This is a genomic window from Sphingobium sp. YBL2, assembly GCF_000943805.1.
Classification (GTDB): Bacteria; Pseudomonadota; Alphaproteobacteria; order Sphingomonadales; family Sphingomonadaceae; genus Sphingobium; species Sphingobium fuliginis.
In genome coordinates this window covers 1541903-1560000 of record NZ_CP010954.1, presented here as the reverse complement: position 1 = coordinate 1560000, position 18098 = coordinate 1541903, and the positions used below count along the sequence as shown (strand labels likewise).

16 protein-coding genes and 2 rRNA genes (1 of these 18 cut by a window edge) are annotated in these 18098 nt (G+C 65.0%); 9 read left to right on the top strand and 9 right to left on the bottom strand.

Translation table 11 applies throughout. From position 1 onward, the window contains the following. Both TZ53_RS07250 and rrf read left to right on the top strand, forming a co-directional pair. A 23S ribosomal RNA gene (locus TZ53_RS07250) occupies positions 1 to 815 on the top strand (it extends 1980 nt beyond the left edge of the window). A gap of 165 nt (positions 816 to 980) precedes the next feature. Next, positions 981 to 1095 (top strand): 5S ribosomal RNA (gene rrf, locus TZ53_RS07245). A 190-nt stretch (positions 1096 to 1285) separates the two neighbouring features. On the opposite strand, the gene TZ53_RS07240 is transcribed toward rrf, so the two are convergent. The 5 genes from TZ53_RS07240 to TZ53_RS07220 all read right to left on the bottom strand — a co-directional run bounded on the left by TZ53_RS07240 (position 1286) and on the right by TZ53_RS07220 (position 7566). After that, positions 1286 to 2017, bottom strand: a complete 732-nt coding sequence (locus tag TZ53_RS07240; RefSeq protein WP_084694344.1) for a DUF3142 domain-containing protein — start codon at positions 2015 to 2017, stop codon at positions 1286 to 1288. Positions 2018 to 2019: 2 nt separating this feature from the next. Next, a complete protein-coding gene (locus tag TZ53_RS07235) occupies positions 2020 to 4173 on the bottom strand; it encodes a hypothetical protein (RefSeq protein WP_044660876.1) in 2154 nt (717 codons plus the stop codon). 94 nt (positions 4174 to 4267) lie between these two features. Beyond that, positions 4268 to 5320: a choice-of-anchor A family protein gene (locus tag TZ53_RS07230; protein ID WP_044660875.1), complete on the bottom strand. Its 1053-nt coding sequence runs from the start codon at positions 5318 to 5320 to the stop codon at positions 4268 to 4270. A gap of 108 nt (positions 5321 to 5428) precedes the next feature. Beyond that, positions 5429 to 6595 (bottom strand): iron-containing alcohol dehydrogenase, encoded by a 1167-nt coding sequence (locus TZ53_RS07225; RefSeq protein WP_238320141.1) that lies wholly within the window; start codon positions 6593 to 6595, stop codon positions 5429 to 5431. Positions 6596 to 6678: 83 nt separating this feature from the next. After that, positions 6679 to 7566, bottom strand: a complete 888-nt coding sequence (locus TZ53_RS07220) for a LysR family transcriptional regulator (protein WP_044660874.1) — start codon at positions 7564 to 7566, stop codon at positions 6679 to 6681. Between the two features lie 94 nt (positions 7567 to 7660). On the opposite strand from TZ53_RS07220, the gene bla reads away from it, so the two are divergent. Then, positions 7661 to 8557 carry a subclass B3 metallo-beta-lactamase gene (gene bla, locus TZ53_RS07215; RefSeq protein ID WP_044662926.1) on the top strand — a complete coding sequence of 299 codons (897 nt, stop codon included), beginning with the start codon at positions 7661 to 7663 and terminating at the stop codon, positions 8555 to 8557. 55 nt (positions 8558 to 8612) lie between these two features. Here bla and TZ53_RS07210 read toward each other — a convergent pair whose 3' ends face one another. Continuing rightward, entirely contained in the window at positions 8613 to 9494 is an 882-nt protein-coding gene (locus TZ53_RS07210; RefSeq protein ID WP_044660873.1) for a LysR family transcriptional regulator, read from the bottom strand. A 222-nt stretch (positions 9495 to 9716) separates the two neighbouring features. On the opposite strand from TZ53_RS07210, the gene TZ53_RS07205 reads away from it, so the two are divergent. The 6 genes from TZ53_RS07205 to TZ53_RS07180 all read left to right on the top strand — a co-directional run bounded on the left by TZ53_RS07205 (position 9717) and on the right by TZ53_RS07180 (position 14838). Continuing rightward, positions 9717 to 9953 carry a hypothetical protein gene (locus TZ53_RS07205; protein ID WP_025546856.1) on the top strand — a complete coding sequence of 79 codons (237 nt, stop codon included), beginning with the start codon at positions 9717 to 9719 and terminating at the stop codon, positions 9951 to 9953. Positions 9954 to 9959: 6 nt separating this feature from the next. After that, positions 9960 to 10844, top strand: coding sequence for a bestrophin family protein (locus tag TZ53_RS07200; RefSeq protein ID WP_044660872.1), 885 nt, complete (start codon positions 9960 to 9962; stop codon positions 10842 to 10844). A 180-nt stretch (positions 10845 to 11024) separates the two neighbouring features. After that, the gene (locus TZ53_RS07195; protein WP_025546858.1) at positions 11025 to 11240 is read left to right on the top strand and encodes a hypothetical protein; all 216 of its coding nucleotides are present in this window, start codon (positions 11025 to 11027) and stop codon (positions 11238 to 11240) included. Positions 11241 to 11331: 91 nt separating this feature from the next. Continuing rightward, positions 11332 to 12066, top strand: coding sequence for a cytochrome c oxidase assembly protein (locus tag TZ53_RS07190; protein ID WP_044660871.1), 735 nt, complete (start codon positions 11332 to 11334; stop codon positions 12064 to 12066). 134 nt (positions 12067 to 12200) lie between these two features. Further along, complete coding sequence (locus TZ53_RS07185; RefSeq protein WP_044660870.1) at positions 12201 to 13496, top strand: O-acetylhomoserine aminocarboxypropyltransferase/cysteine synthase family protein; 1296 nt, start codon at positions 12201 to 12203, stop codon at positions 13494 to 13496. A 79-nt stretch (positions 13497 to 13575) separates the two neighbouring features. Beyond that, the gene (locus TZ53_RS07180) at positions 13576 to 14838 is read left to right on the top strand and encodes a cation:proton antiporter (RefSeq protein WP_443216146.1); all 1263 of its coding nucleotides are present in this window, start codon (positions 13576 to 13578) and stop codon (positions 14836 to 14838) included. Between the two features lie 153 nt (positions 14839 to 14991). Here TZ53_RS07180 and TZ53_RS07175 read toward each other — a convergent pair whose 3' ends face one another. The 3 genes from TZ53_RS07175 to TZ53_RS07165 form a co-directional block, all read right to left on the bottom strand. Then, positions 14992 to 15657, bottom strand: coding sequence for a peptidylprolyl isomerase (locus tag TZ53_RS07175; RefSeq protein WP_044660868.1), 666 nt, complete (start codon positions 15655 to 15657; stop codon positions 14992 to 14994). 154 nt (positions 15658 to 15811) lie between these two features. After that, the gene (locus TZ53_RS07170; protein ID WP_044662925.1) at positions 15812 to 17386 is read right to left on the bottom strand and encodes a sensor histidine kinase; all 1575 of its coding nucleotides are present in this window, start codon (positions 17384 to 17386) and stop codon (positions 15812 to 15814) included. Continuing rightward, positions 17383 to 18093 carry a response regulator transcription factor gene (locus tag TZ53_RS07165; RefSeq protein WP_052628153.1) on the bottom strand — a complete coding sequence of 237 codons (711 nt, stop codon included), beginning with the start codon at positions 18091 to 18093 and terminating at the stop codon, positions 17383 to 17385. Before TZ53_RS07165 ends, TZ53_RS07170 begins: the two co-directional genes overlap by 4 nt. Positions 18094 to 18098: the final 5 nt, after the last annotated feature.

Here is an 18098-nt window from a genome sequence, read left to right as displayed (position 1 = left end):
GCACCTTTACTGCAGCTTCAGAGTGGCATTAGGAAAGAACTGTGTAGCATAGGTGGGAGGCTTTGAAGCGTGGGCGCCAGCCCGCGTGGAGCCATAGGTGAAATACCACCCTGTTGTTTTCTGATGTCTAACCTCGCACCGTCATCCGGTGCAGGGACCCTCTGTGGCGGGTAGTTTGACTGGGGCGGTCGCCTCCTAAAGAGTAACGGAGGCGCGCGATGGTGGGCTCAGGACGGTTGGAAACCGTCTGTTAGAGTGCAATGGCATAAGCCCGCCTGACTGCGAGACTGACAAGTCGAGCAGAGACGAAAGTCGGTCATAGTGATCCGGTGGTCCCTCGTGGAAGGGCCATCGCTCAACGGATAAAAGGTACGCCGGGGATAACAGGCTGATGATTCCCAAGAGCTCATATCGACGGAATCGTTTGGCACCTCGATGTCGGCTCATCACATCCTGGGGCTGGAGCAGGTCCCAAGGGTTTGGCTGTTCGCCAATTAAAGTGGTACGTGAGCTGGGTTCAGAACGTCGCGAGACAGTTTGGTCCCTATCTGCCGTGGGCGTCGAAATTTGAGAGGAGTTGACCCTAGTACGAGAGGACCGGGTTGAACATGCCTCTGGTGTACCTGTCGTCCTGCCAAGGGCGCAGCAGGGTAGCTATGCATGGACGGGATAACCGCTGAAAGCATCTAAGCGGGAAGCCTCCCTCAAGATAAGATTTCTTCGAGCGGTCGTAGACCACGACCTTGATAGGCCGGATGTAGAAGTGTGGTAACATATGGAGCTAACCGGTCCTAATTGCTCTGATCGCGCCTGAGAGTCCCACCATCAATGACAACACTGGACACAAACCAGCGTCTGCCATCGAGCGTGGTGATCAACCTCATGCCAGATAAACAAACCAACTCATTTGATGACGCGTTTCTCAACCGAAACGCCCAAGTGCACGGCACCGATTAAAACCCGAAGCGCAAGCTCTATTGCTTGGTGACCATAGCGTCTGTGACCCACCCGATCCCTTCCCGAACTCGGACGTGAAACCAGTCTGCGCCGATGGTACTGTGGCTCAAGCCCCGGAAGAGTAGGGCGTCGCCAGGCATTATAGCTCGCGCTTCACATATAACCCATTCGCAATCTCCTGCGCCCAGGCGCAATGCCCCCCAAGCGCACCCCCTCAGGTCGCGCTGGCAAACCGGCAAACCACCAGCCCAAATCATACCTCAAACCCACCCTCCAACCCTGGGTAAATCACCCATGGCGCTGGTCCCTGGAAGGAACCGGTTGAGAATCAATGGCCGTCAGAGTTGTTGCGGGATAGCAAGAACACCACATAGCCTTTGAATTGCGGATGACGCGATAGCATAGGCGGTGCCTGCCAAGCTCCGCCCTCGATCAATGCCACGCGGAAGGGAATGGGGAAGCTTTCCATCCGGCGAAAATAATCCTCATAGCCGGGGATGGTGGTGCGGCCCTGGTAGGTTTGGACCACAACCTCATCGATCAGGCCGGCGAGTCTTGCTAGGGCCCGCGGGTCGCCATAGGCGCTCCAGTCCATCAGGCCGGTGATCGACAGCCGCCAATGGCGGGGCAGGCGTTGCCGCAAATCACGCAGAAAGTCGCCATAGCGGCCGATCCCGCGCGTAGCGGCATCGAAATCGACCTGGAGTCCGACAACCTCATTGCCTGCCTCGCGCCAGCGATGCAGATCGTCGAAGATCGTCTCGTAAACAGCATCATTCCAATCCAGCCGATCGGCCCTGACGACCAGCCAGATCTTCTTGCCCGGCAACCGGGGCATTCCCATGCGCAGCTTTTCCAGCCGGACGGGTCCCCTACGCCGAACCTCTCCGTCAAGAAGGTAGAGGATCTTCGCCCGGACATGCTTTGCCGGACGCACGCCAGGCCAGAGATAGAATGCCTCATAACCAGCCGGATCGACACGCTCCGCCTCCCTCTCGCGCCGACAGCCGGTCAACGCCAGCAGCGCCAGCAACGCCATCGACCATCCGCTTGCACGCATGTTCACCAATAATAACGCAGGGACTTTGCCCATCGGCTGTCTGGATAGCGCTGCTTCAACTCGGTGAACCACGCCTTGCGATCGGCTTGAGGTGCCTGCGCCGCCTCCAATTCCTCATAGCTGCGATAGGGCCCGGTACAACCGTTAAAGCCAGACGGCGCATAGCACATCACGGCACGATACAGGGCATAGGCCCGGTCTTCAGCCGCCGCTCCCTTGTCCGCGATGATCGCGGCATAAATGTCCGCGCGAGAGAGGGGGCGGCCGGAAAAGCCGTCCGGCCCATTGCCGAGGCTGACCCTGTCGCCACCTGCCTTGAACAGGCTGAAGCCATCGAAACCGTTCAGCCGATAGAAATCGCCCAGACACAACCGCGCCTTTGCATTGGCGGGAGCGTGCGCGAGAGTCGCGGCGGTTTGCGCTATGCTGGGGCAAGGAAAGCCGTCCGACCATCTGCCCTTTCGGAACAGCCCCACCGGAATCATGTCCTGCTGGGAGAAGTCCCATAGCCCGCCCTCGCTTCCCGCGCTGGCGGGCACCAGCGCAAGATCGCCGGTGAAATCGCCAAAGGCGCCTCTCGTCAAATCCTTGTAGAGCAAGGTGAAGCGCGCCACGTCCCGCTCGCGCACTGGACGCGTGCCATCATTCGCCGCCGCACGCAGGATGGATGGGCTTGCCAGGGTTTGCAGTAAAATCGCCCGGGTCATGCTGTCCGTGACAGGCGATCCGGGCGCGAAGACCTGCTCCAGCCGTCCATCGCGCTGCCAGCGGATAGCAAGTCCCATTTCCACCAACGGCCGCTCATAAAGCGGGTTCGCCCCACGCAGCAGATCGCGCCAGAACCCTGCCTCATTGGGATCGCGCGTTCGACCAAGAGCCATGCCGCGCAGCATCTGCCGGCTGAAAGCAAGCGGCGTGAAGCGGCTGCTGCGCGCTGCATCGGGCAGCAGCGCCAGGATCGCCTTCGGATCGTCCCCGGCATAATAGAGCCTGCTGGCCTGGAGCAGCCCGTAAAGATCGGCATGGGCGGTGAACTGGCTCTTCTGCGCCGCCAGCTCGGTGGCAGACAGGACGGCCGGATCGGCGCCTTGCCGCCGCATCTGCTTGAGGTCGGCCACGGCCAGCAGCAGCGGCGTTCCGTTCTGGCTGCCGATGATCCGGCTCGCATCGTGACGTTCCAGCAGCTTGATGTCGATCTCCTCTGCAAGATCGGCTGCTGCCTCATCGTCGCCGGGCACCGTGGCCAGCAGCTTTTCATAGCTGCGGGCAAGCGTCGCCATGTCCCCGCTCAACCACGCCACGCGGCGCATCAGCCCTTCGGCCGATGCGGCATAGCGGCCCCTGGGATAGGCCTTGAGATAAGCGGAGATGGCATTGCCCGCCTCCGCTACCGCGGCGCGATCGACCTTTTCGGGGCCAGCGAAATCGCCATATTCATCCACCGCCTGGGCCACCGCCGCGCGCAGGCCGATACGGATCGGCATATATTTCGCTGTTTCCGCGACCCATTGGCTGCGGGCGCGGGTCAATGGAACGAAGCTGTCTCGCGCAACCTGCCAGTCGCCCTTGTGGAAGGCCTCTGCCGCTTTCAGATAGGATAGATATTTGCGGCCCGGCCTGCTGGAGATCGCGGCATTTCCCCAATCGGCCGTGCCGCAACCGGTCTGTGCGCGGAGCCGCGCCAGTTCGGTGCGTTCCGCCTCCGGCAGGCCTGTCTCGACGGCAAGCGCGGCATTGAAGGCTGCCGTGGCTTCAGCGGAAGCCGCGCAGTCGGTCGCATGGCCGTTCGCTGCAGCGCCATCGCCCTGGCTGTCCCTTGCAGCTTCCGGCCAGAAGGCGGCGCGCAGGCCGGGCCATGTCATGAAGGTTCCACCGAATTGCGGATTGTTCACATCGGTCGCCGCGCCTGGGCGAGGGCCGTCCACGGGCCTCAGGCTTCGCATGAGCAGCAGGATGTTGATCCGCGTATCGTTGCCCGGGCTGATCGCCGCGCGTCCGCCGCAATCATAATCGGGGGAAGCTAATTGCCAGCCGGGTGAACAGGAAGAGTCGGCGCAGGCCCATAGAGTGCCGCCCAGGCCGATTGCCGACAGCGCCAGCGTCACCAGCGTGGCGGCGATGGGATGTTTGCGGTGAAACGCGATATGTCGGGCCATGGGGCGGTCCTGCCGATCATCTTCTTTCATCATCCGGCGCGAAACTGAACAAAAGATCGCTTCCACGCAATGACGAAGACAGGAGACGCCGGCCTTACATTCCCCCGGCCGCTGCCGAACGACGCCGCCGCCTTGCGAAAAACAGCGCACCGGCCCCTAAGATGAAAAGCAGCCATGCCGGACCTTCGGGAACCGGCGTTCCTCCCGAACTGCCGCCGGGCGGCGTCACCGGCGGATTATACCCGCCATTATAGGTGCCCAGATGCATTTCCCCGTCCTGATCGAGGCTGCCGAACACAGCCGATCCCTGAATGTAATTGCTGCTATGGGCGGCCGCCCACGGCGCCAGGACGGAGCCGCCCCAACTGGTCGTCAGGTCCAGATTCTGCGCATCGCCAAAGTTCCAGATGACATGTTCGCCCAGTCCCGCGGTGCCGCCCAGGAAATTGTCGTTCAGGTTGATCGACGCCCCGCTCACATTGACGATGGCCGTATCCGCGCCATTCAGATGGAAGGCGATTTCCCCGATGGAATTGAGGTCGGCCGCCGTGATCGAAAAGACCGCCAGCCCGTCCGCATCGGGGGCCGCGTTGAAGGTCGCCCGATTGCCGCTGATGTCCATCTGGCTGTTCGGGGAAAGGCCCGACAGGGTCGCGGACAATTGTTTCATGCTGCCGGCCAGGGTCGCTCCCTGGGCGGTCAGGTTGCCGATGAAGGCGGGGTCCGAACCGGCCAGTCCGGACTGCACCACATTCTGGTTGACGTTGGTGTTGTTGATCGTTCCGCCGACCTTCACCGTCTGGCTGGGGCCATTGAGGTTGAACCCGCTATCGACATTGCCGCCGATGACGGCGCCCGATCCGTTGTTCAGGTTCTTGACGCCGCCCGTGACGTTGCCGACCACGGTCAGGCCGGGCTGACCGGTGGGGGAGGCGGTCGGCGTGCCGATCTGATAATTGGACGACGTGCCGGTCAGGTCGCCGCCCACGAAGGTTCTGCCTTCCACTTCGGAAGAGGAATCGAGGTTGCCAAGGACTATCAGATTCCATTCGCGCAGCGCGTCCGTGCCCGCGACGGGAGAAGCGAGGCCGGGCGAGGCCGCAAGGGCGGCAACACTGGCGGCGAAGAGAATGCCGAGCTTTTTCATGCGCCGACCCTATGCGACCGATCGCCCGGCGCTAAGGGTTAAAGATGGTTAACATAGGGTTGTGCCGGATCGGGACATGCATGGCTACGACCTGCCTCGGGCCCCGGATCAAGGCCCCCAGGCCTGGCGATAAAGCGCCTGGATTTCGTCCGCGTCCGGCACGATGGGGTTGTTGCCGGGCGATCCGGAAGCGAGCGCCTGCTCCGCCATCAGCGGCAGCAGCGCGTCCCATTTGTCGGCGTCTATGCCGTAGGCGGCGGGCGTGGGGACGCGGAGTTCCTCGTTGATGCGGGTCAGATCCTCGATCAGCTTGCCGACGGCGCCCTGGTCGCCCTCCTCCGCCGCGGCGACGCCCATGGCCCGCGCGCAATCGGCATAGCGCCGAAGGGCGCCCGGCGCCGAAAAGGCGGTGACAGCCGGCAGCAGCATCGCATTGGAAAGGCCGTGCGGCACGTGGAAATGCGCCCCGATCGGCCGGCTCATGCCATGAACCAGCGCCACGCTGGCGTTGGAGAAGGCGATGCCGGCCTGGGTCGAACCGAACATCATCGCCTCGCGTGCGGGGCGGTCTTCCGGGTCCGCCCATACGCGTCGCAGATGCGGCGCGATGGCGCGCATGGCCGATAGCGCGAAGCTGTCCGAAAAGGGATTGGCCCGGCGCGACACATAGGCTTCGATGGCATGGGTCAGCGCGTCGATCCCGGTGTCGGCGGTCAGGCGCGGCGGCATCGTCAGCGTCAGTTCGAAATCGACCAGGGCGGCTGTCGGCAGATAGGCGAGGCCGGCCAGCAGCATCTTTTCGTCCGTCGTCTCATCCGTGACGATGGTGAAGCGCGTCGCTTCCGATCCGGTGCCGGCCGTCGTGGGTATCGCAATGACGGGAAGGCCGGGCGCGTCCTGGACATGGGGCACCTTATAGTCGCGGCAGACGCCGCCATGGACGGCGAGCACCGCGATCGCCTTCGCGCTGTCGATCGGGCTTCCGCCGCCGAAGCCGACGACGCAGTCATGATCGCCCTCCTCCAGAAAGGCGCGGGCCTCCTCGATGGAGGCGGCGGTCGGTTCGGGCAGGGTGTCGGCAAATATGCGGGCGGCCATTCCCGCCTTGTGCAGTTCGTCCATCAGGACATCCGCTCGCCCACCGTCCTTCAGGAAGCGGTCTGTGACGATCAGCGGCCGCGACAGCCCCAATGTCGCCAATAGCGGGGCGAGTTCGCCGGACACGCCGCCGCCGACGCGAAGGATGCGCGGAAGCGCCGCCTGAAAGCCCATCATCTGTTCTCCGCCATCGGTTCGACGGAAATCTGGACGATTTCGATGGGGTGGACAAGGCTCCATGTCCGGGCCGGAATCCGGTGCTATGGCGCGGTCGGCGCTTCTGCCCCGCCGCTGTCCGCAAGCCATTCGCGGAAGCGCCGCATCGCGTCGCTTTCAGGACGGGAGATGAGGCGCGTGAGCCAATAACGGCCCGCGTCGATCATGATCGGGAAGGGCTGGACGAGCAGTTCCGAGGCGAGTTCGCGCATGAACATGACGGGCGGCGCCAGCGCCACGCCCAGGCCGGCCATGGCGGCGGAGACCATCAGTGCCGAACTGTCGAAAACGGGCCCGCGCAGAAGCGGGGCGGCAACGCCCGCGGCCCCGAACCAGAGCGCCCATTCGTCCGGCCGGTAGGAACGCAACAAGCGTTCATGGATGAGGTCTGCAGGTGCGCTGAGCCGCGCCGCCATGGCCGGCGCGCAAAGCGGCGTCAGCGGTGCTTCGAACAAGGGTTCGGCATGGGTGCCATGCCATGCGCCGTCACCGAAGCGAATGGCGAAATCCAGCGCTTCTCCCGCCAGGTCGACGCGATTGTTGTTGGTCGAAATGCGGAGGTCGATGGCGGGGTGGGCGCGGGCAAAGGCGTCCAGTCGCGGCAACAGCCAGCCGGTCGCGAACGTGCCGACGACGCCGACCTTCAACATCTCGCGAAAGCGGCCGCCGGCATATTGGTCGAGCGTCGCGCCCACGCGGTCGAACGCCTCCGCCAGCACGGGCACGAGCGCATGCCCCTCGTCCGTGAGCGCCAGCCCACGCGGCAGGCGGTGAAAGAGGCGGACGCCAAGGCGGCGCTCAAGCTGCGCGACATGATGACTGACCGCCCCCTGGCTGACGCAAAGCTCGATCGCCGCGCGGGTGAAATTAAGGTGGCGCGCCGCCGCTTCGAAGGCGCGCAGGGCGTTCAGGGGAAGTTGGGCGCGATCCATGGCCCGTCATCAATTATTCTCATGGCTTTGTCGAGAAATCATGCTTTGTGCGCGAAAGCATCCATCGGCATCCCGGCAGGGAAGGGAGATGAAGATGATCGCATCGATGGCCATGGCCGCATCGCTGGCGGTGAGTTCCGCGTCAGCCCCTGTCAGGACGGAACCCCATGCGCCCTTGCCTGCGGACGACCCCTTGACCCGCCCGATGGCGGTGGAAAGAGCCGGGGAGTGGCTTGCGCCTCTGCCGCCGGAGAAGATTTTCGGCAGCAGCTATCTGGTGGGTTTCGGCGGCCTGAGCGTCGTGCTGATCGACACGGGGGCGGGCCTCGTCCTGATCGACGGTGCGCTCCCGCAGGCGGCGCCGATGATCCTGAGGCATGTCCGCAAGCTGGCGTTCGATCCCAAAGACATCAAATTTATTCTGAGTACCGAGCCGCATTATGATCATGCCGGCGGCTTCGCGGCCCTGGCGCGCGCCACCCGCGCCACGGTGGTGGCCAGCCGGCGCGCCGCCGAGGGCCTGCGGGCCGGCGCACTTGCGAAGGACGATCCGCAATTCGATTATGGCGGCACCTGGCCGGCGGTGTCGCGGCTGCGCATCATGGATGACGGAGAAGTCCTGAGGCTGGGCCGCATATCCATCAAGGCGCATGCGACGCCCGGCCATACGATGGGCAGCATGACGTGGAGCTGGAACGCCTGTGAGGGCAGGGCGTGCAAGGAGATCGTCTTCGCGTCCAGCCTCAACCCGGTGTCGGCCCACGATTACCGCTTTACCGCGCCTTCCAGCGCCGCGATCGTCAGAGGTTTTGCTGTCAGCTACAGGCGCATGGGCATGTTGAAGTGCGACATATTGATTGCCGCGCATCCGGACAATGCCGGTCCTGGGCGGTATGACGGCTCGCCCGGCGCCTGCCGCCGCTATGCCGGGCGGTCACGCCGACTGCTGGCGACGCGGCTCGCGCGGGAGCGGGAGGAGGCGGTGAAATAGGGGCGTCCTGCCCGTTCGATCCCATCGATGAAAGGCGGGATCGACGGAGAAGGCGTCATGATCCGCGCAGGCGGCGTGCGAGAAAGTTGAGGCACGAGCGGACCTTGGGTGAATTCAACTGCCCCGGCAGATAGAGCGCCGCGATGGTCGAGGGCGGCAGCGACAGGTCGGGCAGCACCGGCTCCAGCCGGCCGTTCTCCAGATCCTCCCGCACATCCCACAGCGACTTGATGCCGATGCCCGACCCCTCCAGCGCCCAGGCGCGCGCCAGTTCGGCATCATTGGTGTTCAGCGTCAGCCGCCATCCTGCCGCGCCACCCATGATCCTTCGCCACAGCTCGCCCTGCGACGCGCCCACGACGATCTTGTTGTGTCCTGCGAGATCGGCTGTCCGCGACGGGCGCCCGCGCCGGTCGAGATAGGCGGGGGCGGCGCAGAGCAGCCGGGGATTGTCCGCCAGCCGCTTCATCATCAGTGCGCTGTCGGCTGGCGGATCGAAGCAGATGGCGATGTCGTGCCCGCTGCCGATCATGCTGGTCGCTGGCTGATCCGACGTTTCCAGATGCAGGGTGACGTCGGGATGCAGCAGCGCATATTCGTGGAACAGCGGCGCCAGGCGCGCGCGCCCCGCGTCGATGGTCGTGACGATGCGCAGCGTGCCGCTCGCCTCCGTCGACCGGCGCATCAGATCGGTTTCCGCCTCCTCGATCGCGGTCAAGGCGTGGCCTGCCCGTTCATACAGTAGCGATCCTTCGTCCGTCAGGCTGAAATGCCGGCTGTTGCGGCGGACGAGCAGCACCCCCAGCCGCTGTTCCAGTTGGGACAGGCGGCGGCTGGTCGCGGCCAGCGACAGGCCCAGACGCCGCGCAGCCTCCGACAGGTTGTTGGATTGGGCGATCGTCACGAAGGATTCGATCTCGGCAAAGCGATCAGGCATGGGGACAGGCTAGGCCCGGCATGGTGCGATGCAACGGAAGTCGGGTTGCAAGACCGTATGTTTTCATTGCCGCGTCTCTGAAATAAGCCCGGACTGTTAGCGTTTCTTGCTCGTTTCACCCTGACGCAAGACTGGGTTGCACGGCGCGGGAAGCGTTGACCGCGCCTTTCGCAACGCATCATTTTCGCGGAAATCCCTGCATCTGGAAGAGGAGTTTCCGTCATGCCGCCGATCCGGCTTTCCCGCGCCGACGCCCTTGCCCCCATCGGATGGAACGACCTGGAGGCGCTGCCCATCTATGCCGCCATGCTCCTGGGCCTGGGCTGCCTTGTCCTGGCGCTTCTCGATGGCGTGCCGACCCTGGAAGCCACGACGCTGAAAGCCGTCGGCATATTCGGCAGCCTTGCATTGCGCAACGCCTGGCTGAAGCTGGACGAACATGACGGTGCCGTTTCGTAACCTCTCATGATCATCGGTACCGCCCCACGTATCCGTCAGGGTTTCGAGCGAGCCTGGAGCGTGCTGGTCGCGCTCTTCTTCTGGGACCTGGCCGTCACCATCTTCTACTTCATCTCGCCGTTCAGGGCTCCCGCCCTGCCGCTTACCATCTTCGGCACGGCGCTTGCGCTGGTGCTCGGCGTGCGGGTCAATTCGGCCTATCAGCGCTGGTGGGAAGCGCGCATATTGTGGGGCGCGATGGTCAATGCGTCGCGCAGCTTCGCCCGCGCGGTGCTGGCCTTCCTGCCCGAAGGGGAGGAGGCGCAGGCCTTGGGACGTGAACTGGTGCTGCGCCAGGTGGCCTATGTCCACACGCTGCGCCGGCAGTTGCGGCGGCTGGAAACGGGCGGGGACATCCACCGCATATTGGGCCCGGGCGATCATCCGGAACTGGCCCGGCGCAATCCCGCCAACGGCCTGCTGGAGGGCAGCGGACGCCGTGTCGCCGGTCTGGTGCGGCGGGGATGGATCGACACTATCCAGCAAGGCCGGATCGAAGCCGTGCTGGTGGACATGGCCAATGCGCAGGGCGGCATGGAGCGGATCAAGAATACTCCGCTACCTGCCCAATATCGTGCCTTCCCGCAATTCTTCACCCGGCTTTTCTGCATCCTGCTGCCGATCGGGCTGGTGGAGACGCTGGGCGCGGCGACGCCGATCGGATCGGCGGTCGCCGGCTTCATGTATCTGGCGGTGCTCCAGATCGGGGACGATCTGGTCGATCCTTTCGGCAACAGCGTCCATGACCTGCCGCTCGACAGCATCACGACGGTGATCGAAGCGGACCTGTGTCAGTCGATCGATCTGCCGCCGCCCGCCCCGGTGGAACCGGTCGATGGCGTGCTATGGTGAAGGCCGAATGCGCGGGTTGCCCGCGCTGCCCTGTTCCCCGCAAACATCGCCGAAAGAATTTTCTTCGCAGGTGCGGAACAAAATGGCCGGCCTGCCGTTTGTGGCCAGTTAATGGAATTAACCATCAAAATGCGGGCAAAGCCGCATGACGGGCGCATGAACATCGCTGGGGGGACATGAATGTCGGACCATAAGAACGCCCTGATTCGCTCGATCGTCAAACGCGCTGCCGCCGAGAATCTGGAGATTTCCTTCACCACGCCGCCATTCTGGTCCCCCGTGTCGCGGGGGAATGCCGCCGCGATCCTGAACGCCATCCAGCAGCACCAGCCGTCCCATTGCGTGATGCGGCGGTCCAATGGAGACAAGGTCGGCAGCGTCCTGCTGCGACGATAGCGCAGCCGCGCGATGCACGATGCCGCGTCCGGGAACCAGCCCCGGAGCGAGCGGTTAAAGGGCAATCCGCACTTTCGCACGGAGGCAGCGCGTGGAGCCGGGATCAGGCTGGATACCCTATTGCGGCCCCGCGCCGGCGCCCGTGGACCTGCTGACCCGCTGGAACTTCGATCCGGTGCTGCTGGCAGCGTTCGGGCTTGCCATCATGGCGAGTCTCCGGCTGCGGTCCGCGGACGGGAGAAGCCGGTCCTTGTCCGCGATCCTGTTGCTCGCATTTCTGTTCATCTCCCCCCTATGCGCATTGACATCCGCCCTGTTTTCGGCCCGGACCCTGCACCATCTCGTCCTGACATCGATTGCCGCCCCCTTGCTGGCCATGGCTTTTGCCGAGCGGCGAGCCGCGGGCGGCGTGGCCTTATGGACCTGCCTGCATGCGGCCGCTTTATGGTCGTGGCATATACCCGGCGCCTATGCCGCCGCGCTTTCCGATCATGCCGTCTACTGGACGATGCAGGGAAGCCTGCTGCTGACCGCGCTGGCGCTGTGGCGTGGAGTCATGGCCGCGCCGCTTCCTCTGGCGGTGACCGCTCTTCTGGCCACCATGCTCCAGATGGGCCTGCTGGGCGCGTTGCTGACCTTTTCGAGCGTGGCGGTCTATTCCCCGCATTTCATCAGCAGCTTGGCTTGGGGATTGACGCCGCTGGAGGACCAGCAGCTTGCCGGGCTGCTGATGTGGGTTCCCGGCGCGGGCCTCTATATCGCCGCTGTGCTGTTCCTGCTTTCGCGCTGGTTCAGGCGGGAGCGGGAAGCCGCGGCCATGGCATGACCGGCGCTTCGCGGCCGGCGCGCCCGAAGGGGAAGCTGGCCGGCTCTCCTGACCGCCGCGCGTGATGCAGCCTCTTGTTTTTGCCGGGCCGCACCGTCACCCTGACGCCGGATCAACGATGCTGCGGAGCCCCAATGTCCACGAACAAGCCGAATCCGGAAACCCTTGCCGTTCATGCGGGATGGCGGGCCGATCCAGCGACGGGCTCCGTCGCGGTGCCGATCCACCAGACGACATCCTATCAGTTTCGCGACGCGGAGCATGCGGCCTCGCTCTTCGCGCTGCAGGAAATGGGCAATATCTACACGCGGATCATGAATCCGACCACCGATGTGCTGGAAAAGCGCGTCGCGGCGCTGGAGGGAGGCGCCGCCGCGCTGGCCGTGGCGTCGGGACAGGCGGCGTCGGCCTATGCGATCCAGAATCTGGCGCGGGCCGGCGACAATATCGTCAGTTCGACGGCGCTCTATGGCGGCACCTATAATCTGTTCGCGAACACGCTGAAGGACCAGGGGATCGAAGTGCGCTTCGTCGATCCGGCCGATCCGGAAGATTTCCGGCGGGCGACCGACGATCGCACGCGCGCCTACTATGCCGAAACCCTGCCCAATCCCAAGCTGGAGGTGTTCCCGATCGCGGAGGTCGCCGCCATCGGCCGGGAACGGGGCATCCCGCTCATCATGGACAACACGGCCGCTCCGCTGCTGTGCCGCCCACTGGATCACGGCGCGGCCATTATCGTCTATTCCGCGACGAAATATCTTGGCGGACATGGCACGTCGATCGGCGGCCTGATCGTCGATGGCGGGAATTTCGACTGGGCCGCTCATCCCGAACGACAGCCGCTGCTGAACACGCCCGATCCTTCCTACCATGGCGCGATATGGGCAGAGGCGGCAAAGCCCCTGGGCCCGATCGCCTATATCCTGCGGGCGCGGGTCATCCTGCTCCGCGACCTGGGCGCGGCATTGTCCCCCTTCAATGCGTTTCAGCTGATCCAGGGTATCGAGACCGTGGCGCTGCGGATGGAACGGCATTGCGCCAATGCGGTCAGGGTGGCCGAACATCTGGCGCGCCACCCCGCCGTGACCAGGGTCATCCACCCCTCGCAACAGGATGGCCGCGCCCGGGCCCTTGCGGAGCATTATCTGACCGGAGGCAAGGGCGGGCTCGTCGGGTTCGAGCTTGCCGGCGGCATGGAGGCTGGTCGCCGCTTCATCGATGCGCTGGAGCTTTTCTATCATGTCGCCAATATCGGCGACGCGCGCAGCCTGGCGATCCATCCAGCGTCCACGACCCATTCGCAGTTGAACGAAGCGGAGCAGATGGCGACCGGCGTGTCGCCCGGCTATGTGCGGCTTTCCATCGGGATAGAGCATATCGACGACATATTGGTCGACATCGACCGGGCGCTGGCCGCGGCAAGCTGACCTTCCGGGACGAAGGGGCGGACCGCCGGGCCATGTCGCGGCAACGCCGGCCGCGGCGGCGCGTTGCCCTCCCATGGAAATGCCGTTCACCGCGCCCGAACCCTATATTCTGGTCCTGACGGGCGCGGGGCTGCTGATAGTCCTGGTCGCATGGCTGCCGCTGGCCTTGAGGAAGCTGCCGCTGTCGCTGCCCATCGTCTGCATCCTGATCGGCGCCGCGATATTCTGCATCCCCGGCATCGAATTCCGGCCGTCGCCGCTGGAATATCCGGATGTGACCGAACATTTTACCGAACTGGTCGTGATCATCGCCCTGATGGGCGCGGGACTGAAGCTGGACCGGCCGTTCGACTGGCGGCGCTGGATGGTGACCTGGCGGCTGCTCGCCATCACCATGCCGCTGGGCATCGCGCTCATCACGCTGTTGGGGGGCGTGCTGCTCGGTCTTCCCTGGGCCATCGCCCTGCTGCTGGCCGCCAGCCTCGCCCCCACCGACCCGGTGCTGGCCGCCGATGTCCAGGTCGGCCCGCCGCGCACGGGCGAGGAAGATGAAGTCCGCTTCGGCCTGACATCGGAGGCAGGCCTAAACGACGGCCTTGCCTTTCCCTTCGTCCACCTCGCCATCGCGCTCGCCCTGACGGGGAATATGGGGGAGCCATGGTTCGGAAAATGGCTTGGCCTGAACGTGCTGTGGGAGATCGTCGTCGGCGTGGGCGGCGGCTGGGCCGTGGGAAAGCTGTTCGGATGGCTGACCTTCCACATTCCGGCCGAGACGAAACTTGCCCGGACCGGAGACGGCCTGATCGCCATAGCCGCCACCTTCCTGTCCTATGGCCTGACCGAAATCCTCAACTGCTATGGCTTCCTGGCCGTTTTCGTGACGGCGCTGACCCTGCGCGCGTCGCATCGCGACCATGCGTTCAACGTGCAGATGCATGACCTTACCGAACAGGTGGAGCGCCTTTCGATGATGGCTCTCCTGCTTCTCTTCGGCGGCGCGCTGATCGGCGGTCTCCTGTCGCCGTTGCGCCCGTCCGACATCGTGCTGGTGCTGCTGATCCTGTTCATCGTTCGTCCGGTGACGGGTCTTGCGGGTCTGGCCGGCTTCAGGGCGGATCGGGTCGAAAAGCTGACCATCGCCTTCTTCGGCATAAGGGGCGTCGGATCTTTCTACTATCTGGCCTATGGTCTGAACCAGATGAAGGTGGGAGAGGCCAGCCGCCTGTGGGCGATCATCGGCCTGACCGCACTCATGTCGATCCTGCTCCACGGCCTAACCGTCACACCCGCCATGCGATGGCTCGACAGGCGTCAGGGGCGTGATCCGGACATGAGCGACTGACCGCATGCCCATGGCGCCGTTCCCCAGTCCAGCGGCAATCATCGGGCGGGGCGCAGCATTGCCGTCCCCAAGCGATTTGCGCAAGCCGGGCCGGTGGGCCGCCGCCCGGAACGGATTCCAAGGCAGCAGATGATTCTGTCTGCCGGGAAGGCGCTAAATCTTCCGCTTGAGGCCTAGCAGCCACGGCTTCACCCCGCGGGTCGGATGCGGCTTGCCGTCGAGCCGCTTCGCACGGATGATCCTGACCGGCTTGACGATCATCTGACCGCGCATCGGGCCCGATCCGCAGCAGGTCGGCACGGCGAGGATGCGCTTCACCACATCCATGCCCGCGACGACATGGCCGAAGGCGGCATAGCCGATATAATCGCCCCGCGCGTCCATGTTCGGCGTCGGCCCTATGGTGATGAAGAAATTGCCCATCGCGGAATTGGCGCGGTTAGGCCGCGCCATGGACAGCGTTGCGTCCAGATGCCTGATCCCCGTCCGCGTCGTCGGCTCATGGCGGATCGGCGGCAGCGAACGGCGCGCATCGGTATCGATGCCGCCCTGGATCAGCCCCAGCTTCGGATCGCTCTTGCGCCGCGCCGCGCGATAGAAGGTGACGCCGTCGAACCGGCCGTCATCGACATAGGTCAGGAAATTGGCGGAGGTTATCGGTGCCCGGCGATCGTCCGTCGCCACGATGATGGTGCCGAGCGAGGTTTCGATCGCCACGCGGGTTTGGCCCGGTTTCGGCGCGCTGGCAGGCAAGGCGAGGACGGAGCATGGCAGAAGGGCAATCAGCGGAACGACATAACGCAAGGCAGCAGGAGGCATCGGCAACAGGCACGCTTTCAGGGATTGATGTTCCGCCCCAGGCTAGAGCGCCGGCATGCGCGGCGCAACCGGGCGACGTCCGGGAGGAGGCATCGTCCATCGAGATGAGGGCACATGCGCGGCATGGGCGGCGTTGCGCCTTCATGCATGCGGCCTATGGCGCGATGGCGATCACAAGTCTGAAGCGAGCGCCCTGTTCCGAAGGAAGCAGGTGAAGCTCGCCATGATAGGCGTCGAGCAGCGACCGGGCTATGGCGAGGCCAAGGCCCGTTCCGCCGTCTTCCCTCTTGCTGGTGAAGAACAGGTCGAAGATGCGCTGCCGGTCCCCCGGCGGAATGCCGGGGCCGTTGTCGGCAAAGTCGATCCATGCCAGGCGATCCTGCAAGGCGCCCACGATGTCCAGCCGCGATGCGCCCGCCTGCCGCGCATTTTCCGCTATCGTCGTCAGCACGGCTTCCAATGCCGCTGCATCCACGATCAGTGGGGGGAAGACCTCGGGCAGATGCAGGTCGATGACGAAATCCTCCGCCGTCAGCGCATCCGCCACCGACACCAGCAGCGGCGCGGCGTCCGTGCGCGCGTCGCTTTCGCCCACCAGCACGTCGGCGCGCGCCAGTTCCATCAGCCGCCGGACAAGCCGGGACAGCCGCTGGGCGTCGGCCGCCATATTGGTGAGGAACCGTTGCCGGTCGGCCGCCGCCATGTCCGCCCCATGGTCCTGCAACAGCTCGATCGCGCCGGAAATGCCGGCCAGCGGCGTCTTGAATTCATGGCTGACCGAAGAGGCGAAGTCGCGCAGATAGCGGGAACGCTTTTCCAAGCTCTCCGCCATCTGCTCGAAATCCCGATAAAGCGCCCTGATTTCGACCACCTGCAGCGAGGGGTGACGCGGCGCGACCCGGCGGCCCAGCGCCAGGTCGCGGGTGGCGCGGCTCAGGCTTTCGATCGGGCGGACGATGGCGCGCGACAATATGGCCGACAGCAGCACCAGCAGCAGGAAGATCGCCGCCACGCCCAGGGCGATCTTGCCGCGATCCTCGTACAGCCCCAGGAACAGCGCACGCGGCGAACGCGACACCAGCAGCACGCCCATCGGCTTGCCGTCGACGCGGATGGGCCGGGCATGATGCAGGCGGATGCTTGCCGCCCGGCTCAGCCATTCCAGCGGATAACGGGTGGCCGTCCCTTCATTTTCCCGCAGCACCGTCACGGCCCTGCCGCCCAGCGCCGCCCGGATCTCTGGCAGCGCGGCGAGACTCCGTCCGCCTTCCCGGCCGTTCAGCACCACGCCGCGCCGGTCGAGCATCAGGATCGAGGACAGCGTCGTGACCTTGGTTTCGGCAAAGGCGGGCATCATCCGCCGCGCAAGCGCCAGGGCGGCCGCATCCGGCCGGTCCCGCGTCGGGGCTGCACGGGGACGCGGCGGCAGGATGGGGGAGGAGCGTAGGTCCACCTCCGTCATCCGGTCATGATAGCGCACGGGCGTGGCGGGCAGGGCGGGATCGGCGGCCATGCCCCTGCCCACCACCGCCGCGCTCGCCGCCAGCGCAGCGCCCTGCGCCACAAGCTCCGCCTCCGTCCGGCGAACAAGCGCATTTTCATAGACCCGCAGGAAGATCGCCCCGAAACCCGGCAGCGCCGCCACGAACAGCAGGGTGCCCAGCAGGATCGTGCGCAAACGCAGCACAGGCCAATGCCGGGCTATCCACCCCTTCAGCCCTGCGATCATGCAGGCGGCGCCGTCCCGCTGCACCCGCCCAGCCGATAGCCGATGCCGGCCCGCGTCTCGATGATGTCGAAGCCGCCGACATCCGCGAATTTACGCCGCAGGTTGCGGATATGACTGTCCACCGTCCGGTCGGTCAGCGCAAAGCCCGGCCCGCGAAACCGGTCGATGATCTGGTCGCGGGAAAAGATGCGCGCGGGCATGGCCAGCAGGGTGCGCAATATGGTGAACTCCGTCACGGTCAGGCTGACCTCCTCCGCGCCCCAATGCGCCGACCAGCTTTCCGTGTCGAGGGCGAGCCGCCCATGCCGGATCGTGCCGATCGCCTCCACCGCCGGCGGCCGGGCCAATGTGCGGCGCAGGATCGCCATGGATCGCGCCACCACTTCCCGAGGGGAAAAGGGCTTCACCACATAATCGTCGCCGCCAAGCTCTATGCCCAGCACCCGGTCGATCTCGTCATCGCGGGAGGAGAGGAAGAAGATCGGAACGTCATTATGCGCCCTCAGCCTGCGGCAGACCTCCAGCCCATCCATGCGCGGCATGTTGATGTCGAGGATGACGAGGTCCGGCGCGTGCCGTTCGACCTCGGCCAATGCGGCCTCGCCGTCGCTTGCCTCGATCGTCTCCAGCCCCGCCTTGCCGAAGGCGAAGACGAGCAACTGGCGGATATGGGGATCGTCGTCGACGATCAGGATCGTGCTGGGCATGGGGC